The organism is Pseudomonas sp. MWU12-2319 (assembly GCF_023242525.1).
GTDB classification, from domain to species: Bacteria; Pseudomonadota; Gammaproteobacteria; order Pseudomonadales; family Pseudomonadaceae; genus Aquipseudomonas; species Aquipseudomonas gingeri_D.
Map to the genome: position 1 here is coordinate 190,635 of NZ_JALJES010000012.1, position 23,452 is coordinate 214,086.

General features: G+C 61.5%; 23 protein-coding genes. 20 read left to right on the forward strand and 3 right to left on the reverse strand.

The features are described from left to right. The first annotated feature begins 32 nt into the window (after positions 1–32). From fabZ to ispD, 12 genes are all read left to right on the forward strand, one after another. Positions 33–473 carry a 3-hydroxyacyl-ACP dehydratase FabZ gene (gene fabZ / locus M5C01_RS20350; protein WP_040064770.1) on the forward strand — a complete coding sequence of 147 codons (441 nt, stop codon included), beginning with the start codon at positions 33–35 and terminating at the stop codon, positions 471–473. Then, entirely contained in the window at positions 470–1,246 is a 777-nt protein-coding gene (lpxA, locus tag M5C01_RS20355; RefSeq protein WP_103496384.1) for an acyl-ACP--UDP-N-acetylglucosamine O-acyltransferase, read from the forward strand. The genes fabZ and lpxA overlap by 4 nt, the downstream gene beginning before the upstream one ends. Positions 1,247–1,248: 2 nt before the next feature. Next, on the forward strand, positions 1,249–2,379 hold the full coding sequence (gene lpxB / locus M5C01_RS20360; protein WP_152740225.1) for a lipid-A-disaccharide synthase: 1,131 nt from the start codon (positions 1,249–1,251) through the stop codon (positions 2,377–2,379). An 11-nt stretch (positions 2,380–2,390) separates the two neighbouring features. Beyond that, entirely contained in the window at positions 2,391–3,017 is a 627-nt protein-coding gene (gene rnhB / locus M5C01_RS20365) for a ribonuclease HII (RefSeq protein ID WP_248745273.1), read from the forward strand. 72 nt (positions 3,018–3,089) lie between these two features. After that, positions 3,090–6,611 carry a DNA polymerase III subunit alpha gene (gene dnaE, locus M5C01_RS20370; protein WP_152740227.1) on the forward strand — a complete coding sequence of 1,174 codons (3,522 nt, stop codon included), beginning with the start codon at positions 3,090–3,092 and terminating at the stop codon, positions 6,609–6,611. Positions 6,612–6,760: 149 nt separating this feature from the next. Beyond that, entirely contained in the window at positions 6,761–7,708 is a 948-nt protein-coding gene (locus M5C01_RS20375) for an acetyl-CoA carboxylase carboxyltransferase subunit alpha (RefSeq protein ID WP_103496388.1), read from the forward strand. Between the two features lie 42 nt (positions 7,709–7,750). Then, the gene (gene tilS, locus M5C01_RS20380) at positions 7,751–9,079 is read left to right on the forward strand and encodes a tRNA lysidine(34) synthetase TilS (protein ID WP_152740228.1); all 1,329 of its coding nucleotides are present in this window, start codon (positions 7,751–7,753) and stop codon (positions 9,077–9,079) included. Between the two features lie 274 nt (positions 9,080–9,353). Further along, on the forward strand, positions 9,354–10,985 hold the full coding sequence (locus tag M5C01_RS20385) for a CTP synthase (protein ID WP_103496390.1): 1,632 nt from the start codon (positions 9,354–9,356) through the stop codon (positions 10,983–10,985). An 18-nt stretch (positions 10,986–11,003) separates the two neighbouring features. Then, positions 11,004–11,849, forward strand: a complete 846-nt coding sequence (gene kdsA, locus M5C01_RS20390; RefSeq protein WP_100938597.1) for a 3-deoxy-8-phosphooctulonate synthase — start codon at positions 11,004–11,006, stop codon at positions 11,847–11,849. Between the two features lie 157 nt (positions 11,850–12,006). Then, complete coding sequence (gene eno, locus M5C01_RS20395) at positions 12,007–13,296, forward strand: phosphopyruvate hydratase (protein WP_103496391.1); 1,290 nt, start codon at positions 12,007–12,009, stop codon at positions 13,294–13,296. A gap of 171 nt (positions 13,297–13,467) precedes the next feature. Next, positions 13,468–13,746: a cell division protein FtsB gene (gene ftsB, locus M5C01_RS20400; RefSeq protein ID WP_017906255.1), complete on the forward strand. Its 279-nt coding sequence runs from the start codon at positions 13,468–13,470 to the stop codon at positions 13,744–13,746. Beyond that, positions 13,743–14,453, forward strand: coding sequence for a 2-C-methyl-D-erythritol 4-phosphate cytidylyltransferase (gene ispD / locus M5C01_RS20405; protein WP_152740229.1), 711 nt, complete (start codon positions 13,743–13,745; stop codon positions 14,451–14,453). The genes ftsB and ispD overlap by 4 nt, the downstream gene beginning before the upstream one ends. Positions 14,454–14,464: 11 nt before the next feature. On the opposite strand, the gene M5C01_RS20410 is transcribed toward ispD, so the two are convergent. After that, a complete protein-coding gene (locus M5C01_RS20410) occupies positions 14,465–15,361 on the reverse strand; it encodes a LysR substrate-binding domain-containing protein (protein WP_103496393.1) in 897 nt (298 codons plus the stop codon). Positions 15,362–15,468: 107 nt separating this feature from the next. On the opposite strand from M5C01_RS20410, the gene M5C01_RS20415 reads away from it, so the two are divergent. The 8 genes from M5C01_RS20415 to rpoS all read left to right on the forward strand — a co-directional run bounded on the left by M5C01_RS20415 (position 15,469) and on the right by rpoS (position 22,619). Continuing rightward, complete coding sequence (locus M5C01_RS20415; RefSeq protein ID WP_103496394.1) at positions 15,469–16,581, forward strand: S-(hydroxymethyl)glutathione dehydrogenase/class III alcohol dehydrogenase; 1,113 nt, start codon at positions 15,469–15,471, stop codon at positions 16,579–16,581. Between the two features lie 8 nt (positions 16,582–16,589). Beyond that, positions 16,590–17,435 (forward strand): S-formylglutathione hydrolase, encoded by an 846-nt coding sequence (fghA, locus tag M5C01_RS20420; RefSeq protein ID WP_103496395.1) that lies wholly within the window; start codon positions 16,590–16,592, stop codon positions 17,433–17,435. Between the two features lie 53 nt (positions 17,436–17,488). Next, positions 17,489–17,962: a 2-C-methyl-D-erythritol 2,4-cyclodiphosphate synthase gene (ispF, locus tag M5C01_RS20425; RefSeq protein WP_103496396.1), complete on the forward strand. Its 474-nt coding sequence runs from the start codon at positions 17,489–17,491 to the stop codon at positions 17,960–17,962. Further along, complete coding sequence (gene truD, locus M5C01_RS20430) at positions 17,959–19,017, forward strand: tRNA pseudouridine(13) synthase TruD (protein ID WP_152740230.1); 1,059 nt, start codon at positions 17,959–17,961, stop codon at positions 19,015–19,017. Before ispF ends, truD begins: the two co-directional genes overlap by 4 nt. Continuing rightward, positions 19,005–19,754 carry a 5'/3'-nucleotidase SurE gene (gene surE, locus M5C01_RS20435; RefSeq protein WP_152740231.1) on the forward strand — a complete coding sequence of 250 codons (750 nt, stop codon included), beginning with the start codon at positions 19,005–19,007 and terminating at the stop codon, positions 19,752–19,754. Before truD ends, surE begins: the two co-directional genes overlap by 13 nt. Before the next feature lie 41 nt (positions 19,755–19,795). Further along, positions 19,796–20,431, forward strand: a complete 636-nt coding sequence (locus M5C01_RS20440; RefSeq protein WP_177100209.1) for a protein-L-isoaspartate(D-aspartate) O-methyltransferase — start codon at positions 19,796–19,798, stop codon at positions 20,429–20,431. Between the two features lie 196 nt (positions 20,432–20,627). Then, on the forward strand, positions 20,628–21,506 hold the full coding sequence (locus tag M5C01_RS20445; RefSeq protein WP_178129900.1) for a peptidoglycan DD-metalloendopeptidase family protein: 879 nt from the start codon (positions 20,628–20,630) through the stop codon (positions 21,504–21,506). Positions 21,507–21,614: 108 nt separating this feature from the next. After that, complete coding sequence (gene rpoS / locus M5C01_RS20450; protein WP_103496401.1) at positions 21,615–22,619, forward strand: RNA polymerase sigma factor RpoS; 1,005 nt, start codon at positions 21,615–21,617, stop codon at positions 22,617–22,619. Between the two features lie 107 nt (positions 22,620–22,726). On the opposite strand, the gene M5C01_RS20455 is transcribed toward rpoS, so the two are convergent. Together M5C01_RS20455 and M5C01_RS20460 are read right to left on the reverse strand one after the other, a co-directional pair. After that, the gene (locus M5C01_RS20455) at positions 22,727–22,933 is read right to left on the reverse strand and encodes an SEC-C metal-binding domain-containing protein (protein WP_103496402.1); all 207 of its coding nucleotides are present in this window, start codon (positions 22,931–22,933) and stop codon (positions 22,727–22,729) included. A gap of 7 nt (positions 22,934–22,940) precedes the next feature. After that, entirely contained in the window at positions 22,941–23,423 is a 483-nt protein-coding gene (locus M5C01_RS20460) for an LEA type 2 family protein (protein ID WP_152740232.1), read from the reverse strand. Positions 23,424–23,452 lie beyond the last annotated feature (29 nt).

Sequence of the window (23,452 nt, forward strand, 5' to 3'; positions counted from 1 at the left end):
CTCCCACTCTTTACTACAGGCTTCCCCACGAAATGATGGACATCAAAGAGATTCGCGAATACCTGCCTCACCGTTACCCGTTCCTGCTGGTGGACCGGGTGGTGGAACTGGATGTCGAGGCCCAGCGCATTCGTGCCTACAAGAATGTCAGCATCAACGAGCCTTTCTTCAACGGCCACTTCCCGGCGCATCCGATCATGCCGGGCGTGCTGATTATCGAAGCCATGGCCCAGGCTGCCGGCATCCTCGGTTTCAAGATGCTCGACGTGAAGCCTTCCGACGGCACCCTGTACTACTTCGTCGGCTCCGACAAGCTGCGTTTCCGCCAGCCGGTACTGCCGGGCGACCAGTTGATCCTCGAAGCCAAGTTCATCAGCTGCAAGCGCAAGATCTGGAAGTTCGAGTGCCAGGCTTCGGTTGACGGCAAGCCGGTCTGCTCGGCCGAGATCATCTGTGCGGAACAGAAAGTATGAGTTTGATTGACCCTCGCGCAATCATCGATCCCACGGCCGTACTGGCCGAGGGCGTTGAGGTCGGCCCCTGGTCGATCGTCGGCGCAGGTGTGGAAATCGGCGAGGGGACAGTGATCGGGCCGCATGTGATTCTCAAGGGCCCGACCCGGATCGGCAAACACAACCGCATCTACCAGTTTTCCTCGGTAGGCGAAGACACGCCCGATCTCAAGTACAAAGGCGAAGAGACGCGCCTGGTCATTGGTGACCACAACGTTATCCGCGAAGGTGTGACCATCCACCGGGGCACGGTACAGGATCGCTCGGAAACCACCCTGGGCGACCACAACCTGATCATGGCCTACGCCCATATCGGTCACGACAGCGTGATCGGCAACCACTGCATCCTGGTCAACAACACCGCGTTGGCCGGGCATGTGCACATGGGGGATTGGGCGATCCTCTCGGGGTTCACCCTGGTCCATCAGTTCTGCCATATCGGTGCCCACAGCTTTTCCGGCATGGGCACCGCCATCGGCAAGGATGTTCCTGCCTATGTCACGGTCTTCGGCAACCCCGCTGAAGCCCGCAGCATGAACTTCGAAGGCTTGCGTCGGCGTGGTTTCAGCGAGGAAGTGCTCCACGCCCTGCGCCGGGCCTACAAGGTGGTGTACCGCCAGGGGCTGACGGTGGAACAAGCCATCGCCGAGCTGGCCGAACCTGCCGCGCAGTACCCGGAAGTGGCGGTGTTTCTCGATTCGATCCAGTCCTCGACCCGCGGCATCACCCGCTGATCATGGCGACTTTGCGAATTGCGCTGGTCGCCGGGGAAGCCTCCGGCGACATTCTCGGCTCTGGTCTGATGCGGGCGCTCAAGGCCAGGCATCCTGAAGTCGAGTTTATCGGGGTCGGTGGCCCGCTGATGCAGGCCGAAGGCCTGGTTTCCTATTTCCCCATGGAGCGGCTGTCGGTGATGGGCCTGGTGGAAGTGCTCGGCCGTCTGCCTGAGCTGCTCAAGCGCCGCAAATTGCTGATCCAGACGCTGATTGCCGAAAAGCCCGATGTGTTTATTGGCATCGATGCGCCGGATTTCACCCTGAATATCGAACTCAAGCTGCGCCGTGCCGGGATCAAGACCGTGCATTACGTCAGCCCGTCTGTCTGGGCCTGGCGGCAGAAGCGGGTGCTGAAGATCCGCGAAGGCTGTGACCTGATGCTGACGCTGTTCCCTTTCGAAGCGCGCTTCTATGAAGAGAAGGGCGTGCCGGTGCGGTTTGTCGGACATTCCCTGGCCGACGCCATCCCCTTGCAGGCCGACCGTGGGCAGGCGCGGGCCGAACTCGGCTTGCCGGACGGTCCGTTGGTGGCGCTGATGCCGGGCAGTCGTGGCGGCGAAGTCGGGCGCCTGGGCGGCTTGTTCCTCGATACCGCGCAACGCCTGCGGGAGATGCACCCCGCTATCCGTTTTGTCATGCCCTGCGCCAGCCCGCAGCGGCGTACCCAGATCGAGGCCTTGCTGGTGGGGCGCGACCTGCCGCTGACCCTGCTCGACGGCCAGTCCCACAAGGCCCTGGCCGCCTGCGACGCGGTGTTGATCGCCTCGGGTACGGCGACGCTGGAGGCCCTGCTGTACAAGCGTCCGATGGTGGTCGCCTATCGTCTGGCGCCACTGACCTTCTGGATTCTCAAGCGGCTGGTAAAAAGCCCCTACATCTCCTTGCCCAACCTGCTGGCCCAGCGTTTGCTGGTGCCCGAGCTGTTGCAGGATGACGCAACCCCCGAGGCCCTGGCGCAGACCCTGTCGCCGCTGATCGAGGGCGGCGAAGAGCAGACCCGGGGCTTCGACGAAATCCATCGCGCCTTGCGCCTGGATGCCTCGAACCAGGCCGCCGACGCAGTGTTGAAGCTGATCGGCAAAACCGTATGAGTAGCGTGAAAATGCAGATGGGATTGGACTTCACCCTGGTGGCCGATGCCGAAGACCTGGTGGCCGGTGTCGACGAAGTCGGTCGTGGCCCGCTTTGCGGCGCGGTTGTGACTGCGGCGGTGATCCTCGATCCCAAGCGCCCGATCCTCGGCCTCAACGACTCGAAGAAACTCACCGAGGCCCGGCGTGAAAAGCTCTACGACGAAATCCGCGAAAAGGCCCTGAGCTGGTGTATCGCCCGCGCCGAAGTCGAGGAAATCGATGAACTGAACATTCTGCATGCCACCATGCTGGCAATGCAGCGGGCGGTTGAAGGCCTGCATATCCAGCCCAAGCTGGCGATGATCGACGGCAACCGTTGCCCGAAGTTGCCGATGCCAGCCGAAGCGGTGGTCAAAGGCGATAGCAAGGTGCCGGCGATCGCGGCGGCGTCAATCCTGGCCAAGGTCAGCCGTGATCGTGAAATGGCAGCTGTCGAATTGATCTACCCGGGTTATGGCATCGGCGGGCATAAGGGCTATCCGACACCGGTGCACCTGGAAGCCTTGCAGCGGCTGGGGCCGACACCGATTCACCGACGCTCCTTCGCGCCGGTACGGCTGGCCTATGAGAGTCATGGGCGGTCCGGCGAACTTTAACGCTGCTGATGTTTTAGCCAAGGCCCGGTACAATCCGGGCCTTGTTGTTTCTACAGATTAGACAGGATCACTATGCCGGCTTCATTCGTTCATCTACGCCTGCACACTGAGTACTCCCTGGTCGACGGCCTGGTTCGGATCAAGCCGCTGGTCAAGGCCCTGAACGGCCTGAACATGCCCGCCGTGGCGGTGACCGACCAGAACAACATGTGTTCCCTGGTCAAGTTCTACAAGGCCGCCATGGGCGCCGGGATCAAGCCGATCTGCGGCGCCGACCTGTGGCTGTCGAACAAGGATCCCGATGCCCCGCTGAGCCGCATCAGCCTGCTGGCGATGAACGGCGTCGGCTACCGCAACATCACCGAGCTGATTTCCCGTGGCTATATCGATGGCCAGCGCAACGGCATGGTCATCATCGAGCGCGAGTGGGTGGCCGAGGCCAGCGAAGGCGTGATCATGCTTTCGGCGGCCAAGGAGGGCGAGATCGGCATGGCCCTGCTCGGCGACAACGCCGCTGAAGCCGAAGCCCTGGCCCGCGAATGGATGGCGGTGTTCCCGGACCGTTTCTACCTGGAAGTCCAGCGCACCAACCGTCCCAACGACGAAGAGCAGTTGCACGGCGCCGTGGCCCTGGCCGACAAGCTGGGTGCGCCGCTGGTGGCGACCAATGATGTGCGCTTTATCAAGCAGGAAGACTTCGAGGCCCACGAAACCCGCGTCTGCATCGGTGAGGGCCGGGCCCTCGACGATCCGCGCCGTTCGAAGAACTACAGCGACCAGCAATACCTCAAAAGCGCCGAGGAAATGGCCGAGCTGTTCAGCGACCTGCCCGACGCCCTGGAAAACAGCGTCGAGATCGCCAAGCGCTGCAATATCGAAGTGAAGCTGGGCAAGCACTTCCTGCCCAACTTCCCGATCCCCGATGGCATGACCATCGACGAATATTTCCGCAAGGTGTCCTTCGACGGCCTCGAAGAACGCCTGTCGGTCCTGCTGCCCAGGGACACCACCGAAGACTATGAAGCCAAGCGCCAGGTCTATGTCGACCGGCTGAATTTCGAGCTGGATATCATTATCCAGATGGGTTTCCCCGGTTACTTCCTGATCGTGATGGACTTTATCCAGTGGGCCAAGAGCAACGGCGTGCCCGTTGGTCCTGGCCGGGGGTCGGGTGCCGGTTCCCTGGTGGCCTACGTACAGAAGATCACCGACCTCGACCCGCTGGAATATGACCTGCTGTTCGAACGTTTCCTCAACCCGGAGCGGGTTTCCATGCCCGACTTCGACGTCGACTTCTGCATGGATGGTCGCGACCGGGTGATCGACTACGTGGCCGAGAAGTACGGCCGCAACGCCGTGAGCCAGATCATCACCTTCGGTTCCATGGCCGCCAAGGCGGTGGTGCGCGACGTGGCGCGGGTCCAGGGCAAGTCCTACGGCCTGGCGGATCGCCTGTCGAAGATGATCCCCTTCGAAGTCGGCATGACCCTGGAAAAAGCCTACGAGCAGGAAGAGATCCTGCGCGACTTCATCAAGGTCGATGAAGAAGCGGCGGAAATCTGGGAGATGGCGCGCAAGCTCGAAGGCGTGGTGCGTAACGTCGGTAAACACGCCGGTGGCGTGGTGATCGCGCCGACCAAGCTGACCGACTTCTCGCCGATCTACTGCGACGAGGAAGGCGACGGCCTGGTGACCCAGTTCGACAAGGACGACGTGGAGGCGGCCGGCCTGGTGAAGTTCGACTTCCTCGGCCTGCGGACCCTGACGATCATCGACTGGGCGCTGAAGACCATCAACCGTGATCGCGCCAAGGTCAACGAGCCACCGCTGGATATCGCCTTTATCCCGCTGGACGACAAGCCGACCTACAGCCTGTTGCAGAAGGCCGAGACCACGGCGGTTTTCCAGCTGGAATCCCGTGGCATGAAGGAGCTGATCAAGAAGCTCAAGCCCGACTGCCTGGAAGACCTGATCGCACTGGTGGCCCTGTTCCGTCCGGGCCCGCTGCAGTCCGGCATGGTGGACGACTTCATCAACCGCAAGCACGGCCGCGCCGAACTGGCGTACCCGCACTCCGATTACCAGTACGAAGGCCTCAAGCCGGTGCTGGCGCCGACCTACGGCATCATCCTGTATCAGGAACAGGTGATGCAGATCGCCCAGGTCATGGCCGGCTACACCCTCGGTGGCGCGGATATGCTGCGCCGGGCCATGGGTAAGAAAAAACCCGAGGAAATGGCCAAGCAGCGTGGCGGTTTCATCGAGGGTTGCGCCACCAACAATATTGATGCGGATCTGGCGGGTAACATCTTCGACCTGGTGGAGAAATTCGCCGGTTACGGTTTCAACAAATCCCACTCCGCCGCCTACGGCCTGGTTTCCTACCAGACCGCCTGGCTGAAGGCCCACTACCCGGCGCCGTTCATGGCCGCGGTACTGTCGGCGGATATGCACAACACCGACAAGGTCGTGACCTTGATCGAGGAAGTGCGCACCATGAAGCTGCGCCTCGACGCGCCGGACGTGAACGCCTCGGAGTTCAAGTTCACGGTGAACGACGAAGGCCGGATCATCTATGGCCTCGGCGCGATCAAAGGCGTCGGCGAAGGGCCGGTGGAGGCGATCACCGAAGCACGCCAGGAGGGTCCGTTCAAGGACCTGTTCGATTTCTGTGCCCGGGTCGACCTCAAGCGTATCAACAAGCGCACCCTCGACGGCTTGATCCGTAGCGGGGCGCTGGATCGCCTTGGCCCGTATTTCCATGACGAGACCAAGGCCTACCAGGCCAATATCGACCGTAACCGCGCGGTGTTGCTGGCGGCGATGGAAGAGGCGATCAAGGCCGCCGAGCAGACCGCGCGGACCCACGACAGCGGCCATGCCGACCTGTTTGGCGGGCTGTTCGTCGAAGAAGATGCCGATGTCTACGCCAATCACCGCAAGGCCAAGGAACTGACCCTCAAGGAGCGGCTGAAGGGCGAGAAAGATACCCTCGGCCTCTACCTCACCGGTCACCCGATCGACGAGTACGAAGGCGAGATCCGCCGCTTTGCCCGTCAGCGCATCATCGACCTGAAGCCGGCCCGGGATACCCAGACAGTCGCCGGGATGATCATCAACCTGCGGGTGATGAAAAACAAAAAAGGCGACAAGATGGGCTTTATCACCCTCGACGACCGTTCGGCACGGATCGAGGCCTCGTTGTTCGCCGATGCCTTCATGTCGGCCCAGTCGCTGTTGCAGACCGATGCCATGGTGGTGGTCGAAGGCGAGGTCAGCAACGACGACTTCTCCGGCGGCCTGCGCCTGCGGGTCAAGCGGGTGATGAGCATGGAAGATGCGCGCACCAACCTGGCCGAAAGCCTGCGCCTGAAGCTGCAAAGTGCCGCGCTCAAGGGCGATCAACTGCGCTGGCTGGGGGAATTGCTCGGCAAGCACCGGGGGGCCTGCCCGATCACCCTGGAGTACACCGGCAGCGACGCCAAGGCCTTGTTGCAGTTCGGCGAGAGCTGGCGGATCGACCCGGCGGACAGTCTGATTCAGGCATTGCGTGACCAGTTCGGGCGAGACAACGTCTTCCTCCAATACCGTTAGGACGGTGGCGCACTTGGTGCGCGCCGACCTTGACCCTATTTTTAATCTCGACCTGAGCGCGCCATATCCCGTAAGGTAGGGCGCGATACAGATCAATCGGCCGGCCAGGCTGTGTAAAAACTACTGTGCTCGACCCAAGACGGATGCTTATGAACCCGAATTTTCTTGATTTCGAACAGCCGATCGCTGACCTGCAAGCCAAGATCGAAGAGCTGCGCTTGGTCGGTAACGACAATTCGCTGAATATCGGCGATGAGATCTCCCGCCTGCAGGACAAGAGCAACACGCTGACCGAAGATATCTTCGGCAAGCTGACCAGCTGGCAGATCGCGCGTCTGGCGCGTCACCCGCGTCGTCCGTATACCCTGGACTACATCAACCACATTTTCACCGAGTTCGACGAACTGCACGGCGATCGGCATTTCTCCGACGACGCGGCGATTGTCGGCGGTATTGCCCGCCTGGACGACCAGCCGGTGATGATTATCGGCCACCAGAAGGGCCGTGAAGTGCGCGAGAAGGTCCGTCGCAACTTCGGTATGCCGCGTCCGGAAGGCTACCGCAAGGCTTGCCGCCTGATGGAAATGGCCGAGCGCTTCAAGATGCCGATCCTGACCTTTATCGACACCCCGGGTGCCTACCCGGGCATCGACGCCGAAGAGCGCAACCAGAGCGAAGCGATTGCCTGGAACCTGCGGGTGATGGCGCGGCTGAAAACGCCGATCATCGCCACCGTGATCGGTGAGGGTGGTTCCGGCGGTGCCTTGGCCATCGGCGTGTGCGACCAGTTGAACATGCTGCAGTACTCGACTTACGCGGTGATTTCCCCGGAAGGCTGTGCTTCCATTCTGTGGAAAACCGCCGATAAAGCCCCGGACGCCGCCGAAGCCATGGGCATCACGGCCGAGCGCCTCAAGGGCCTGGGGATCGTCGACAAGGTGATTTCCGAGCCCCTGGGCGGCGCCCATCGCGATCCGGCCACGGCGGCGGCCTCGATTCGTGCCGAACTCAGCACGCAGTTGGCTATGCTGAAGAAGTTCGACAACGATGCGCTGCTGGCTCGTCGTTACGAGCGTCTGATGAGCTACGGTCTCTGATAGCGCGCGTTATCGTTCGTGAGCCAGCGCGGGGGGCAACCCATGCGTCAGCCTGATATCGATCTGCCTTCCAGGCTGCTCGAAGCCCTTTCGCCCTGGCGTAATGCCCAGACCTGGCGGATCGGCTTCTCCGGCGGCCTGGACTCCACCGTGCTGCTGCACCTGCTCGCCAGCCTGGCGAAAACCCGGCCCCTGCCCAGGATTGCCGCCTTGCATGTCCATCACGGACTGCAGGCGGCGGCCGACGGCTGGCCGGCACATTGCCAGGCCGTCTGTGATGAACTCGGGATACCTTTGCAGGTGATCCGTGTCAGCGTGCAATTGGGCGCCAGTCTTGAGCGCGCCGCCCGCGATGCGCGTTACCTGGCCTTTGCCGGGGTCACCCAGTTGCACGACGTACTGCTCACCGCCCAGCATCGCGAAGACCAGGCCGAAACCCTGCTCTTTCGACTGCTGCGCGGCGCCGGGGTGCGTGGCCTGGCGGCCATGCCGGCGCAGCGCGAGGTCGGCGGTGGCTATCTGGTGCGGCCTCTGCTGGACGTTTCCCGGGCCGAGCTCGAGGGTTATGCCCGTCAGCACAAGCTGCGCTGGATCGAAGACCCGTCCAACAGTGACCAGCAGTTCTCGCGCAACTTCCTCCGTCACCGGGTTTTTCCCGGACTGACCGAGCGCTGGCCGCAAGCGGTGAGCAGCATGGTGCGCAGCGCCGCGCACCTGCGCGAGGCCCAGGAGCTGCTCGACGAACTGGCCGAAGTCGACCTTGACGATGCCCTGGCGCATTCCCGGCACGTCTGGCTTGGCATACCGTCGCTGGCCCTCGACGCCTTGATCGACCTGTCTCCGGCCCGGCAGCGCAACGCCCTGCGGCATTGGCTGGCACCGCTGACCCGGCTGCCGGACAGCGACCATTGGGCCGGTTGGGACGATCTGCGCGATGCCGCCCATGATGCCCGGCCGAAATGGCGCCTGGCCGAGGGCGAGCTGCACCGTGCCGACGAACATTTATGGTGGTTGAGCGGGTCCTGGTTGCGCCAGCCGTCGGCGGATATCGCCTGGAGCTGCCCGAATCGACCGCTGGAGCTGCCGGACAATGGCGAACTGCTGGTGGTCGGCGAGGCACCGGCCGGTCCCTTGGAGGTTCGCTATCGTCAGGGGGGGGAGGTTTTGCACCTGCCGGACCGCGGACACCGCGATCTGAAGCGCCTGCTTAACGAAAGTGGGGTACCCTGGTTTGTCCGCGGCCGATTGCCGCTGCTCTATCGAGGCGACGAATTGCTGGCCGTGGCGAACCTGCCGGGCCTGGACGGCGGGGCGTTGGGTGACTGGCATTTGCATTGGCAGCCACCTTCGAGCGATCAAGGTTTGAGCTGAAAGGCGCTTTCCGGTAGACTACGCTCCCTTCTTGATACAACTTCTGTGGATTGCCAGCAATTGCAGGAGTTGCCGATTACCAGGCTGTCTTTGCCGGGCGATTCCAAAAAATGTGTAGCGCGCACCGTACCGCGGGTTCAACCCTGCGGACCGTCTCAACGCAGCAGTTTTTCGAAAGGTGCACTGTGATGATCGCAGGTAATCGGGGGCTTCGGCCTTCCTTCGCTTTCCCCGGCGGCTCGGACCGCTTTAACGCAGACTTCTAGGGTTTTTCATGACGCGCTACATATTCGTCACGGGCGGTGTTGTTTCTTCATTGGGGAAAGGCATTGCCTCGGCTTCATTGGCGGCCATCCTGGAGGCGCGGGGACTGAAAGTCACCATGCTCAAGCTGGATCCGTACATCAACGTCGATCCGGGCACCATGAGCCCGTTCCAGCACGGTGAAGTCTTCGTCACCCACGACGGTGCCGAGACCGACCTGGACCTGGGTCACTACGAGCGGTTCATCCGCACGACCATGACCCAGAACAACAACTTCACCACGGGCCGTGTCTACGAGCACGTGCTGCGCAAGGAGCGTCGTGGTGATTACCTGGGCGCCACCATCCAGGTGATCCCGCACATCACCGACGAGATCAAGCGCCGCATCATCAAGGGCGCCGGCGATGCCGACGTGGCCCTGGTGGAAATCGGCGGCACGGTCGGCGACATCGAGTCGCAACCGTTCCTCGAGGCCATCCGCCAGTTGCGTTTCGAAGTCGGCGCCAAGCGCGCGATGCTGATGCACCTGACCCTGGTGCCGTACATCGCCACCGCCGGCGAAACCAAGACCAAGCCGACCCAGCACTCGGTCAAGGAGCTGCGCTCCATCGGCCTGCAGCCGGACGTGCTGGTCTGCCGTTCCGACCACCCGATCGATATCTCGTCGCGTCGCAAGATCGCCCAGTTCACCAACGTTGAAGAGCGTGCGGTGATTGCGCTGGAAGACGCCGATACCATCTACAAGATCCCCGGCATCCTGCACTCCCAGGGCCTGGATGATTTCGTCGTCGAGCGTTTCGGCCTGCAATGTGGCGGTGCCGACCTGTCCGAGTGGGAAGCGGTGGTCGACGCCAAGCTGAACCCGGAACACGAAGTCACCATCGCCATGGTCGGCAAGTACATGGAGCTGCTGGATGCCTACAAATCGCTGATCGAAGCGATGAGTCACGCCGGCATCACCAACCGTACCAAGGTCAACCTGCGTTATATCGACTCCGAAGACATCGAAAACCAGGGCACCGCGCTGCTCGAAGGCGTTGATGCCATCCTGGTTCCTGGTGGTTTCGGCCTGCGTGGCGTGGAAGGCAAGATCACCGCCGTCCAGTACGCTCGCGAGAACAAGGTGCCGTACCTGGGTATCTGCCTGGGCATGCAAGTGGCGGTCATCGAGTTCGCCCGTAACGTGATGGGCTGGAAAGACGCCAACTCCACCGAGTTCGATCGCACCAGCGGTCACCCGGTGGTCGGCCTGATCACCGAGTGGGAAGATGCCACCGGCGTGGTCGAGACCCGTAGCGAAAGCTCCGACCTGGGCGGCACCATGCGCCTCGGTGCCCAGGATTGCCTGCTCGAAGCCGGATCCCTGGTGCACGATTGCTATGCCAAGGACGTGATCGTCGAGCGTCACCGTCACCGTTACGAAGTGAACAACAAGTTGCTGCCGCAGATCATCGAAGCCGGCCTGAAGATTTCCGGTCGCTCCGGTGATGGCTCGTTGGTGGAAGTGGTCGAGGCCCCGGATCATCCATGGTTCGTCGCTTGCCAGTTCCACCCCGAGTTCACCTCGACCCCGCGCGACGGCCATCCGCTGTTCAGCGGTTTCGTCAAGGCGGCGTTGGCTCAACACCAGAAGAACGCGTGATCTCGGAGAGATAAGAGCATGGCCCAAAAGATCATCCGCGTAGGCGACATCGAGATTGCCAACGACAAACCGATGGTGCTGTTCGGCGGCATGAACGTACTGGAAAGCCGGGACATGGCGATGCAGGTCTGTGAAGAGTACGTGAAAGTGACCGAGAAACTCGGTATTCCTTACGTATTCAAGGCCAGCTTCGACAAGGCCAACCGTTCGTCCGTCACCTCCTACCGTGGCCCCGGCCTGGAAGAAGGGATGCGGATTTTCCAGGACATCAAGCAGGCGTTTGGCGTGCCGATCATTACCGACGTCCACGAGCCGGCCCAGGCCGCCGTGGTCGCCGAGGTCTGCGACATTATCCAGTTGCCGGCCTTCCTGTCGCGCCAGACCGACCTGGTGGTGGCCATGGCCAAGACCGGCGCGGTGATCAACATCAAGAAGGCCCAGTTCCTCGCGCCCCAGGAAATGAAACACATCCTGAGCAAGTGCGTGGAAGCGGGCAACGACCAGTTGATCCTCTGCGAGCGCGGTTCGAGCTTCGGCTACAACAACCTGGTGGTGGACATGCTCGGCTTCGGCATCATGAAGCAGTTCGAATACCCGGTGTTTTTCGACGTGACCCACGCCCTGCAGATGCCGGGCGGTCGCTCGGACTCCGCCGGTGGTCGTCGGGCCCAGGTCACCGACCTGGCCAAGGCCGGCATGAGCCAGGGGCTGGCCGGGCTGTTCCTGGAAGCGCATCCGGACCCGGACAACGCCAAGTGCGACGGGCCTTGTGCCCTGCGTCTGGACAAGCTGGAACCGTTCCTGGCCCAACTCAAGGCTTTGGACACACTGGTGAAGAGTTTTCCGACGGTAGAAACCGCGTAATCCTTAAATCTCCGGTAAAGTACCGCACGATTCAAGGCTCTGGACTCGGGTTCAGAGCCTTTTCGTCTGCAAGGCTGCCCATTTTTCATTCGCTTGCCGACGATCAAAGATTTCCTTCAGCTGCGTCGTTTTCGTCAACTTTGGAGTGTTTACAACAATGGCAAAAATCGTCGACATCAAAGGTCGTGAAGTTCTCGACTCCCGTGGCAACCCCACCGTGGAAGCGGACGTGCTTCTGGACAACGGCATCATCGGCAGCGCTTGCGCGCCGTCCGGTGCTTCCACCGGTTCGCGTGAAGCGCTGGAACTGCGTGATGGCGACAAGAGTCGTTACCTGGGCAAGGGCGTGCTGAAGGCCGTCGGCAACATCAACGGCCCGATCCGTGAGCTGCTGCTGGGCAAGGACCCTTCCGACCAGAAGGCCCTGGACCACGCGATGATCGCCCTGGACGGTACCGAGAACAAGGCGACCCTGGGCGCCAACGCCATCCTTGCCGTGTCCCTGGCCGCCGCCAAGGCTGCTGCCCAGGACCAGGACCTGCCGCTGTACGCACACATCGCCAACCTCAACGGCACGCCGGGTGTCTACTCCATGCCGGTGCCGATGATGAACATCATCAACGGCGGCGAGCATGCCGACAACAACGTCGACATCCAGGAATTCATGGTTCAGCCGGTTGGCGCCAAGACCTTCTCCGAAGGCCTGCGCATGGGCACCGAGATTTTCCATCACCTCAAAGCCGTGCTGAAGGCTCGTGGCCTGAGCACCGCTGTCGGTGACGAAGGTGGTTTCGCGCCGAACCTGGCGTCCAACGAAGACGCTTTGAAAGTGATCTCCGAAGCCGTGGCCAATGCCGGTTACAAGCTGGGCACCGACGTGACCCTGGCCCTGGACTGCGCGGCCAGCGAATTCTACGAAGACGGTAAATACAACCTGTCCGGCGAAGGCCAGGTGTTCACCGCCGAAGGTTTCGCCGACTACCTGAAAGGCCTGACCGAGCGTTACCCGATCATCTCCATCGAAGATGGCCTGGACGAGTCCGACTGGGCTGGCTGGAAGATTCTCACCGACAAGATCGGCGAGAAGACCCAACTGGTGGGCGACGACCTGTTCGTCACCAACACCAAGATCCTGAAGGAAGGCATCGACAAGAAGATCGCCAACTCCATCCTGATCAAGTTCAACCAGATCGGCACCCTGACCGAAACCCTGGAAGCCATCCAGATGGCCAAGGCCGCCGGCTATACTGCGGTGATCTCGCACCGTTCCGGTGAAACCGAGGATTCGACCATTGCCGACCTGGCCGTGGGTACCGCCGCGGGCCAGATCAAGACCGGTTCGCTGTGCCGCTCCGACCGCGTCTCCAAGTACAACCAACTGCTGCGTATCGAAGAGCAACTGGGCGCCAAGGCCAAGTACAACGGTCGCTCCGAGTTTCGCGGTTAAGCCGTAGATGGTAAAAAGACACCAGATTGTGTCGGAAAAGTCGCTATCGCGAGTTTTTTAGCACTAATCTGATGCTTTGAGAGCACAAGCCTGGTTCTTCCAGGCTTCGTGCTATCAGTCGGTTCGAAATGGTTGGCATGGCTGTCTTTTCCACTGGATAACTGAAATTCGATGCGCAGTCCCAATTGGTTGTTCCTCGTTCTGCTCTTGCTGCTGGCTGGCCTGCAGTACCGCCTTTGGGTGGGCAATGGGAGCCTGGCGCAGGTAGCCGACCTGACACAGCAAATTGCCGAACAGCATGCCGAAAACGAGCGTCTGCTGGAGCGTAATCGCGTGCTTGACGCGGAAGTTCTTGAACTGAAGAAAGGCATGGAGACCGTTGAGGAACGTGCTCGCCATGAACTGGGCATGGTCAAGGACGGTGAAACCCTTTATCAGCTGGCGCAATGACTGAATTCTCTCTACCGGCCTTCTGGGCCGTGATTCCTGCCGCGGGCGTCGGTGCCCGTATGGCCGCGGACCGTCCCAAGCAGTATCTGTCCCTGGGCGGACGCACGATTCTCGAACATAGCCTTGGCTGTTTCCTCGATCATCCGGGCTTGAAGGGCCTGGTGATTGCCCTTGCCGCCCACGATCCCTACTGGCCGGGCCTGGCCTGTGCCACGGATTCGCGTATCCAGCGGGTCGACGGTGGCGGCGAACGGGCCGATTCGGTACTCAATGCCTTGCTGCACCTGCATACCCTGGGGGCGGTGGAGGACGATTGGGTGTTGGTCCATGATGCGGCGCGGCCCAATTTGTCCCGTGGCGATCTCGATACCTTGCTCGGTGAGTTGGCCGATGACCCGGTGGGTGGGCTACTGGCCGTGCCGGCGCGGGACACGCTCAAACGCGTCGACAAGCACGGGCGGGTCCTGGAAACCATCGACCGCAGTTTGATCTGGCAGGCCTATACGCCGCAGATGTTCCGCCTGGGTGCCTTGCACCGGGCCCTGGCGGATAGCCTGGTGGCCGATGCAACCATCACCGATGAAGCCTCGGCGATGGAATGGGCGGGCCAGGCGCCGCGCCTGATCGAAGGGCGTTCGGACAATATCAAGGTCACTCGCCCTGAAGACCTGGAGTGGTTGCGTTTGCGCTGGGCTAATCGTCGCTGAGGGCACCCCGGTCAAACGCTGTACTCGGGCCGTTTGGCCAATCCTTCCTTGAGATGATCCACCAGCTTGCGCACTTTTGGCGACAGGTGCCGCTGTTGCGGATACAGCGCCCATACCGCCGTATTCGGTGGCTGATGGGCTTCGAGCAAGGAGATCAGTGTGCCATTGTGCAAATGCTCCAGCACGTAATAGTCCGGCAACTGACACAACCCAACCCCCTGCAGCGCCGCATCCAGCACCGCCTGCCCACTGTTGCAGCGCCAATTACCCTGTACCCGCTGAGAAAACTCCCGCCCGTCCTGCTCCAGTTGCCAGATATCCGAACTGCCGATCAGGCAGTTATGCCGGCTCAATTCCGACAGGCTATGGGGGCGACCATAACGTTCCAGGTAGGACGGTGACGCGCACAGGTACATCCGCCGTGGCGCCAGCCGGGTCGCCACCAGCCGCGAATCCTGCAAACGGCCCAACCGAATCGCCAGGTCCAAGCCCTCATGTACCAGGTCCAGGGTGCGGTTGCTCAACTCGATATCCACCCGCAACTGCGGATGCAGCCCCATGAAACTGGTCACCAGCGGCACGATAAAACGTTCGCCGTAAGCCACGGCGCAGGTCATGCGCAACATGCCCTTGGGTTCGCTGGTCAGGTCGCCCACCGCGCGCAGGGCTTCCTCGCGGCCGTCCTGCAGACGCTGGCAATGCTGCAGGAACGTCTGCCCGGCTTCGGTCAGGGTCACCCGCCGGGTGCTGCGATAGAGCAGACGGGTTTGCAGGCGCTCTTCCAACCGGGCGATTTGCCGGCTGATATGGGACGAGGACACCCCGAGGCGCTCCGCCGCCGCCGTGAACTGGCTGCATTCGGCCACCGCGACGAACTCGTCGATGCCTTCCCAGCGGTTGTCATTCATTGGATTGTCCCTGTACAGCAATAATGTTTTGCTTTTGACTGGATTATTAATCAATCAAGGCTGATTTACACTCAGGTTTTCGTTGTTCACTTTTCAGGAGTTGCTGGATGATCAAGTCACGTGCTGCCGTTGCCTTCGAGGCCAAGAAACCCCTCGAGATCGTCGAAGTCGATGTCGCCATGCCCAAGGCCGGCGAAGTGCTGTTGCGTGTCGTGGCCTCCGGCGTTTGCCACACCGACGCCTACACCCTGTCCGGCGCGGACCCGGAAGGTATCTTTCCGTCGATCCTCGGCCACGAAGGCGGCGCGATTGTCGAGGCGATCGGCGAGGGTGTGACCTCGGTGGCGGTGGGCGACCACGTCATCCCGCTCTACACCCCGGAATGCGGCAAGTGCAAATTCTGCCTGTCGGGCAAGACCAACCTCTGCCAGGCCATTCGCGCCACCCAGGGCAAGGGCCTGATGCCGGACGGCACTTCGCGTTTCTCCTACAAGGGCGAGACGATTTTCCACTACATGGGCACCTCGACCTTCTCCGAGTACACCGTGCTGCCGGAAATCTCCGTGGCCAAGATCTCGAAAGACGCACCGCTGGAGAAGGTCTGCCTGCTCGGTTGCGGCGTCACCACCGGGATCGGCGCGGTGCTCAACACCGCCAAGGTCAAGCCGGGTGACACCGTGGCGATCTTCGGCCTCGGCGGTATCGGCCTGTCGGCGGTGATCGGTGCGGTCAAGGCCAAGGCGGCGCGGATCATTGCCATCGACATCAACCCGGCCAAGTTCGAAATCGCCCGGCAACTGGGCGCCACCGATTGCGTCAACCCGAAAGATTTCGATCGTCCGATCCAGGAAGTGATTGTCGATATGACCGATGGCGGCGTGGACTTTTCCTTCGAGTGCATCGGCAATGTGCAATTGATGCGTGCGGCCCTGGAGTGCTGCCACAAGGGCTGGGGTGAGTCGGTGATCATCGGCGTCGCCGGTGCTGGCCAGGAAATTTCCACCCGTCCGTTCCAATTGGTGACCGGTCGCGTCTGGCGTGGTTCGGCCTTTGGTGGCGTGCGCGGGCGCAGCGAGCTGCCGAGCTACGTGGAAATGGCGCAGAAGGGCGAGATCCCGCTGGATACCTTCATCACCCACACCATGGGCCTGGAAGATATCAACAAGGCGTTCGACCTGATGCATGAAGGCAAGAGCATTCGCACCGTCATTCATTTCTGAGGTCGGTCATGAGCCTGGAAAACCTGTCCTGCCAGAAAAGCTTCGGCGGCTGGCACAAACGCTACAAGCACCATTCCGAAGTCCTCGGCTGCGACATGGTGTTCGCTGTCTATCTGCCGCCACAGGCCGAGCAGGGCGGCAAGCTGCCGGTGCTGTACTGGCTGTCCGGCCTGACCTGCACCGACGAGAACTTCATGCACAAGGCCGGTGCCCAGCGCCTGGCTGCCGAGCTGGGGCTGATCATCGTCGCGCCGGACACCAGTCCGCGCGGCGCCGACGTGCCCGGTGACCCCGACAAGGCCTGGGACTTCGGCCTGGGTGCCGGTTTCTATCTCAATGCGACCCAGCAACCCTGGGCCCAGCACTACCGGATGCACGATTACGTGGTGCATGAGCTGCCGGCGCTGGTCGAGGCGCACTTCCCGGCCTCGGACAAGCGCGGTATCAGCGGTCATTCCATGGGCGGGCATGGCGCGCTGGTCTGCGCCTTGCGCAACCCCGGGCGCTATCAGTCGTTGTCGGCATTCGCGCCGATCAGCAATCCGATGGATTGTCCCTGGGGGCAAAAGGCTTTTTCCCGTTATCTAGGGGAAGAACGCTCGCGCTGGCGTGAGTGGGATGCTTGCGTGCTGATCGCCGAGGCCACTGAAAAGCTGCCGATCCTGGTGGATCAGGGCGATCGCGACGATTTCCTGGCCAACCAGCTCAAGCCCGAGGCGCTGCAACAGGCGGCGAAGCTGGCGCAACATCCGCTGACGTTGCGGCTGCAACCGGGCTACGACCACAGCTATTTTTTCATCGCCAGTTTCATTGATGACCACCTGCGTCACCACCACGCAGCTCTTAGCGGTTAATCTCTCGCAAAATAGGTAGAATCACGCCCTGACTTACATCGGGGCGTTTTTTTATGCGTATTGGCCACGGCTATGATGTGCACCGTTTCGCCGAAGGCGACTTCATCACCCTGGGCGGCGTGCGGATTGCACACCACCACGGGCTGCTCGCCCATTCCGACGGCGACGTGCTGCTGCATGCCTTGAGCGATGCGCTGCTGGGAGCGGCGGCCCTGGGCGATATCGGCAAGCACTTCCCGGACACCGACCCGACCTACAAGGGCGCCGACAGCCGGGTGCTGCTGCGTCATGTGGTGTCGTTGATCAAGGCCCTGGGCTGGAAAGTCGGCAACGTCGATAACACTATCGTTGCCCAGGCGCCGAAAATGGCGCCGCATATCGAATCGATGCGCGCGCTGATTGCCGCGGATCTTGAAGTTGAGTTGGATCAAGTGAACGTCAAAGCCACCACCACTGAAAAGCTCGGTTTCACCGGCCGTGAAGAAGGCATCGCTGTGCACAGCGTCGCCTTGTTGCTACGCGCATGACTGAACTGGAACTGCTGGGCCCGCGTGCCTACGGCGATGTCCTCGGGAGCGCGGTGCTCAAGGCCACGGCCGAAGACTTCCAGGTCGATGAAGTCCTCGATATCCCGCTGAGCGGCGAGGGCGAGCACCTGTGGTTGTGGGTGGAGAAGCGCGGCCTGAATACGGAAGAGGCTGCCCGGCGTATCGCCAAGGCCGCCGGCGTGCCGTTGCGTACCGTCAGCTATGCCGGTCTCAAGGACCGCCAGGCCCTGACGCGCCAGTGGTTCAGCGTACAACTGCCGGGCAAGGCCGATCCGGACCTGTCGGCGGCCCAGAACGACAGCCTGCTGATCCTCAAGAGTGCGCGGCACAAGCGCAAGCTGCAACGCGGCGCCCATGCCGCCAACGGCTTCACCCTGCGCCTGACCCAATTGAACGCGGACAAGGACGGCTTGCAGCAACGCCTCGAACAGATCGCCGCGCAAGGTATTCCGAATTATTTCGGCGCCCAGCGTTTCGGTCACCTCGGCGGCAACCTCGGCGAGGCCCGTTCCTATGCGGCGCGCCAGGCCTTGCCCGAGCAGCGCAATGTGCGTTCGCGGTTGCTGTCCACGGCCCGCAGCTACCTGTTCAACCAGGTGCTGGCGGCGCGTGTCGCCGACGGCAGCTGGAACCGGGCCCAGGTCGGCGACCTGCTGGCCTTCACCGACAGCCGCAGTTTCTTCCCGGCCGGTGAGGCCGAATGCAGCGATCCGCGCCTGGCCATTCTCGATCTGCACCCCACCGGTCCGCAGTGGGGCGAAGGTCCGTCACCGGCGGCGGGTGCGACTTTTGCCCTGGAGCAAGCGGTTGCCGAGCGCGAGGCCGAGCTCTGCCAATGGCTGGTCAAGGCGACCATGGAACACGAACGACGCATCCTGCGGCTGCCCATTGGCCGGTTGTCGTGGCATTATCCGGAGTCTGACATTCTGCAACTGGAATTCATCCTGCCGGCCGGATGCTTCGCCACTGCTTTGGTGCGCGAACTCGTCGATCTGGTGCCGGTAGGACAGACGGACAGCTCATGCGTATTCTGATTTCGAACGACGATGGGGTTTTCGCACCCGGTCTCGCCGCGCTTCATGCTGCGCTGGTGGACTATGCCGAGTGCACGGTGATTGCCCCGGACCAGGACAAAAGTGGCGCCAGCAGCTCGCTGACCCTGGATCGCCCGCTACACCCACATACATTGCCCAACGGCTTTATCAGCCTGAACGGCACACCCACCGACTGCGTGCACCTGGGGCTCAATGCCTTGTTGGCGCAGGAGCAGGACATGGTGGTGTCCGGTATCAACCTGGGGGCCAACCTGGGGGATGACGTGCTGTATTCCGGTACGGTGGCGGCCGCCCTGGAGGGGCGCTTCCTCGGGCGTACTTCGTTCGCTTTTTCGCTGGCCTCGCGCCAGGTCGACAACCTGGCCACCGCCGCGCATTTCGCCCGCCTGCTGGTGCAGGCCCATGAAGGCCTGGCGCTGCCCGCGCGCACGGTGCTCAATGTGAATATTCCCAATCTGCCCCTGGAGCGCATTCGCGGTATCCAGCTCACGCGCCTGGGCCATCGGGCCCGGGCCGCGGCGCCGACGCGGGTGGTCGACCCACGGGGCAAGGCCGGTTACTGGATCGCCGCCGCCGGAGACGCCGAAGACGGTGGCCCGGGGACGGACTTCCATGCCGTGATGCAAGGGTTTGTCTCGGTGACGCCGCTGCAACTGGATCGCACCTTCAATGGTGCCTTCCAGTCGCTGGGCGGTTGGCTGGAGGGGCTTGCTTGATGACCCGTGAGCAAGACGAACTGATGCGTCGCGGTATCGGCATGACCTCCCAGCGAACCCGCGAACGCTTGATTCAGCGACTCTATGAAGAAGGTGTGACCAACGCCCAGGTGTTGGAAGTGATCCGTCGCACGCCGCGTCATCTGTTTGTCGACGAGGCACTGGCCCATCGTGCCTACGAAGATACGGCGCTGCCGATCGGCCACAACCAGACCATTTCCCAGCCTTATATGGTGGCGCGCATGAGCGAGCTGCTGCTGGAGGCCGGGCCGCTGGACAAGGTGATGGAGATCGGTACCGGCTCCGGTTACCAGACGGCGGTGCTGTCGCAGCTGGTGGAGCGGGTGTTTTCGGTGGAGCGGATCAAGGTCCTGCAGGATCGCGCCAAGGAGCGTCTGGTCGAGCTCAACCTGCGCAACGTGGTGTTCCGTTGGGGCGATGGCTGGGAGGGCTGGCCGGCACTGGCGCCGTACAACGGCATTATTGTCACCGCCGTCGCCACGGATGTGCCCCAGGCCTTGCTCGATCAATTGGCCCCGGGCGGTCGCCTGGTGATTCCGGTGGGTGCCGGTGAAGTCCAGCAGTTGATGCTGATCGTGCGCGAAGAGCAGGGTTTTTCCCGTCATGTATTAGGCGCGGTACGTTTCGTTCCGCTGCTTAACGGACCGTTGGCCTGAACATTTGTTGAACGGCAATGAATTCTGTTTAAGGTCGTAGGTCTTAGAGCGGGACTGGTACGGCACCCATGTTTAAAATGTGTCGGGTTTTCGACTTGGCTTTGTTGTCAGTGAAATTCCAACAGCCAGTTATACTTACGTCACATTACCGCCTGTACAGGCACTCTTATTTCAGCCACCACAAAGGGAGCGGCGGGTGAGTCTCACAGTCATTCGGCAGCGTATGGGTAAAGCAAGCGTTCAGCGCCTGATGATCGGCCTTGCCCTCAGTGCTTTACTGGCTGGTTGCTCCAGTGCTCCAAAGAACGGCGTGCGCGTCGTTGATCGTAACGGCAACGCTACAACGACAGCCGCCAGCGCGACGCCACAGAAACCGATGACCACCACCGGCCAGCATGTGGTCACCCGTGGTGATACCCTGTTTTCGATCGCCTTCCGCTACGGTTGGGACTGGAAAGCCCTGGCCGCGCGTAACAATATTCCCGAGCCTTACACCATCCACGTGGGTCAGGCGATTCGCTTCGACAGCCGTTCAAATTCAACACCGACGGCTGTCGCCTCGACGTCGTCGAGCGCTTCGCCTTCGAGCAAGTTCACCATCACCCGGCGTCCGGCCAACGGCGCGTCTGGCATTGCAACCACCTCGCAACCCTCGGCCCAGGCACCTGCGGCAGCGGCGCCGATGCCGCCGGCCGGTCCCGCGCCGAAGGGTTGGGCGTGGCCTTCAAACGGTATTCTGATTGGAAAATTCTCTTCAAACGGTAGTTTGAATAAAGGTATTGATATCGCCGGAGATTTGGGACAGCCTGTTTTAGCTGCATCTGATGGGTCAGTGGTTTACGCCGGGAGTGGGTTGCGGGGCTACGGCGAGCTGGTCATCATCAAACACAGTGATACCTACGTCAGTGCTTACGGTCACAACCGTAGGCTGTTGGTTCGGGAGGGTCAGCAGGTCAAGGTCGGACAGACAATTGCCGAGATGGGATCAACTGGTACGGACCGGGTGAAACTGCATTTTGAGATTCGCCGCCAGGGGAAACCCGTAGACCCACTGCAATTCCTGCCACGTCGTTGATCCGTTTTCCAGCCTGTTCTCCTGACTGTAGTGGGAACAGGTTCCAGCGTTGCCAAGGATAAAGGCGCCGCTCGAGCTTGAGGTCGAACTCACCAAAGGACTATAACAATGGCTCTCAGTAAAGAAGCGCCGGGGTTTGACATCGATGATGAGGTGCTCCTTATGGACTCCGACATCGTCATGGATATGATGCCGGAGGACGACAGTTCTCCACCCCCAGTTCGTGCCAAGACCAAGAATGCTGCTGCGCTCAAGCAGCACAAGTACATTGACTACACGCGGGCGCTGGATGCGACCCAGTTGTATCTCAATGAAATCGGTTTTTCCCCCTTGTTGTCCCCGGAAGAAGAAGTTCATTTTGCGCGCCTGTCGCAAAGTGGCGATCCCGCGGGCCGCAAGCGCATGATCGAAAGCAACCTGCGCCTGGTGGTGAAAATCGCCCGACGTTATGTCAACCGCGGTCTTTCCCTGCTGGACCTGATCGAAGAGGGCAACCTCGGCTTGATCCGGGCGGTGGAGAAATTCGATCCGGAACGTGGCTTTCGCTTCTCAACCTATGCCACCTGGTGGATCCGCCAGACGATTGAACGGGCGATCATGAATCAGACCCGGACCATTCGCCTGCCTATTCACGTGGTCAAGGAACTGAACGTCTATCTGCGGGCGGCACGGGAGCTGACCCAGAAACTCGATCATGAGCCTTCCCCTGAAGAAATCGCCAACCTGCTGGAAAAACCGGTGGGTGAGGTCAAGCGCATGCTCGGCCTGAATGAGCGGGTGTCTTCGGTGGACGTGTCCCTGGGGCCGGATTCCGACAAGACGTTGCTCGATACCCTCACCGATGATCGACCTACCGATCCCTGCGAGTTGCTTCAGGACGACGACCTGTCCCAGAGTATCGACCAGTGGTTGTCGGAATTGACCGACAAGCAGCGTGAGGTGGTTGTACGGCGCTTTGGCCTGCGCGGGCATGAGAGCAGTACCCTGGAGGATGTCGGTCTGGAGATCGGCCTGACCCGCGAGCGCGTTCGGCAGATCCAGGTCGAGGGACTCAAGCGCCTGCGCGAGATCCTCGAGAAGAATGGCCTGTCCAGCGAGGCGCTGTTCCAGTAGCGCGCTCCTGCACCTGCCCATAAAAAATCCCCGATCTGGTCGGGGATTTTTTTTTGCATTGAAATGGGTTCAATGCGTTCCTGCGGGGGCGTTACTGGCAGAAAGCCTCAGGCCCCGTGGCACTTCTTGAATTTCTTGCTGCTGCCGCACGGGCACGGATCGTTGCGACCCACGTCCTTCAGCGCGTTGCGTACCGGCTCCTGGTGAGCGTGACCGCAGTTCGGGCCGTGGACATGACCATGGTCGTGATCGTGCTGCTCATGCTCGTGATCGTGGTTGCAATCAGGGCCGTGGACATGGGGTTGCTGGGTCATGCTGGTGTCACTCCGGAATAATTTCGGCGGGAATTATCTCGCCTTTACGCTCCAGGTGCACGTCATGGCTGAGGAATAGTCCGGTTTCCAGTTCGCCCTCCAGTCGGTAGGGGATCGGATCATGGGGGTGTTTCAGGCGCTTGGTCAGGTCGCGCAGGTGTTCCCAGAGGTTGGTCCTGACTGGAATGACCAGGGACGCGTGGCTGTTGGCTTCCACGGTGAACCAGCCGGTGTCGGACTCGCCTTCGCTCAGCAGCCAGCCGTCGAGGTAGAGACGATAATGCAGGCTGCGTACGGTCAGGCTGTCGTCGTTGGGGTTGTCGACACGAAAGTGCAGGCGAAATTTCTGTTGTACCAGGCGCGCCTTGATCAGTTCGACCCGCACCAGGCGAACCTCGGGCTCGCGGGTACCGCTGTCGAACCAGGACGCACAGCCGGAAAGCGTCAACAGCATAAGCAGGCCGAGCGTGCCAAGTGTCCGTGAGTGCATGGGGTTCCTCCCGCCGAGGCCCCAGCATA

Coding starts and splice junctions, on each gene's coding strand:
- M5C01_RS20385 (WP_103496390.1), top strand. CDS start 9,354: ATGACGCGCTACATATTCGTCACGGGCGGTGTTGTTTCTTCATTGGGG.
- surE (WP_152740231.1), top strand. CDS start 19,005: ATGCGTATTCTGATTTCGAACGACGATGGGGTTTTCGCACCCGGTCTC.
- fghA (WP_103496395.1), top strand. CDS start 16,590: ATGAGCCTGGAAAACCTGTCCTGCCAGAAAAGCTTCGGCGGCTGGCAC.
- M5C01_RS20455 (WP_103496402.1), bottom strand. CDS start 22,933: ATGACCCAGCAACCCCATGTCCACGGCCCTGATTGCAACCACGATCAC.
- rpoS (WP_103496401.1), top strand. CDS start 21,615: ATGGCTCTCAGTAAAGAAGCGCCGGGGTTTGACATCGATGATGAGGTG.
- M5C01_RS20415 (WP_103496394.1), top strand. CDS start 15,469: ATGATCAAGTCACGTGCTGCCGTTGCCTTCGAGGCCAAGAAACCCCTC.
- M5C01_RS20375 (WP_103496388.1), top strand. CDS start 6,761: ATGAACCCGAATTTTCTTGATTTCGAACAGCCGATCGCTGACCTGCAA.
- ispD (WP_152740229.1), top strand. CDS start 13,743: ATGACTGAATTCTCTCTACCGGCCTTCTGGGCCGTGATTCCTGCCGCG.
- ispF (WP_103496396.1), top strand. CDS start 17,489: ATGCGTATTGGCCACGGCTATGATGTGCACCGTTTCGCCGAAGGCGAC.
- M5C01_RS20440 (WP_177100209.1), top strand. CDS start 19,796: ATGACCTCCCAGCGAACCCGCGAACGCTTGATTCAGCGACTCTATGAA.
- eno (WP_103496391.1), top strand. CDS start 12,007: ATGGCAAAAATCGTCGACATCAAAGGTCGTGAAGTTCTCGACTCCCGT.
- lpxA (WP_103496384.1), top strand. CDS start 470: ATGAGTTTGATTGACCCTCGCGCAATCATCGATCCCACGGCCGTACTG.
- fabZ (WP_040064770.1), top strand. CDS start 33: ATGATGGACATCAAAGAGATTCGCGAATACCTGCCTCACCGTTACCCG.
- truD (WP_152740230.1), top strand. CDS start 17,959: ATGACTGAACTGGAACTGCTGGGCCCGCGTGCCTACGGCGATGTCCTC.
- lpxB (WP_152740225.1), top strand. CDS start 1,249: ATGGCGACTTTGCGAATTGCGCTGGTCGCCGGGGAAGCCTCCGGCGAC.
- rnhB (WP_248745273.1), top strand. CDS start 2,391: ATGCAGATGGGATTGGACTTCACCCTGGTGGCCGATGCCGAAGACCTG.
- M5C01_RS20410 (WP_103496393.1), bottom strand. CDS start 15,361: ATGAATGACAACCGCTGGGAAGGCATCGACGAGTTCGTCGCGGTGGCC.
- kdsA (WP_100938597.1), top strand. CDS start 11,004: ATGGCCCAAAAGATCATCCGCGTAGGCGACATCGAGATTGCCAACGAC.
- dnaE (WP_152740227.1), top strand. CDS start 3,090: ATGCCGGCTTCATTCGTTCATCTACGCCTGCACACTGAGTACTCCCTG.
- tilS (WP_152740228.1), top strand. CDS start 7,751: ATGCGTCAGCCTGATATCGATCTGCCTTCCAGGCTGCTCGAAGCCCTT.
- M5C01_RS20460 (WP_152740232.1), bottom strand. CDS start 23,423: ATGCACTCACGGACACTTGGCACGCTCGGCCTGCTTATGCTGTTGACG.
- ftsB (WP_017906255.1), top strand. CDS start 13,468: ATGCGCAGTCCCAATTGGTTGTTCCTCGTTCTGCTCTTGCTGCTGGCT.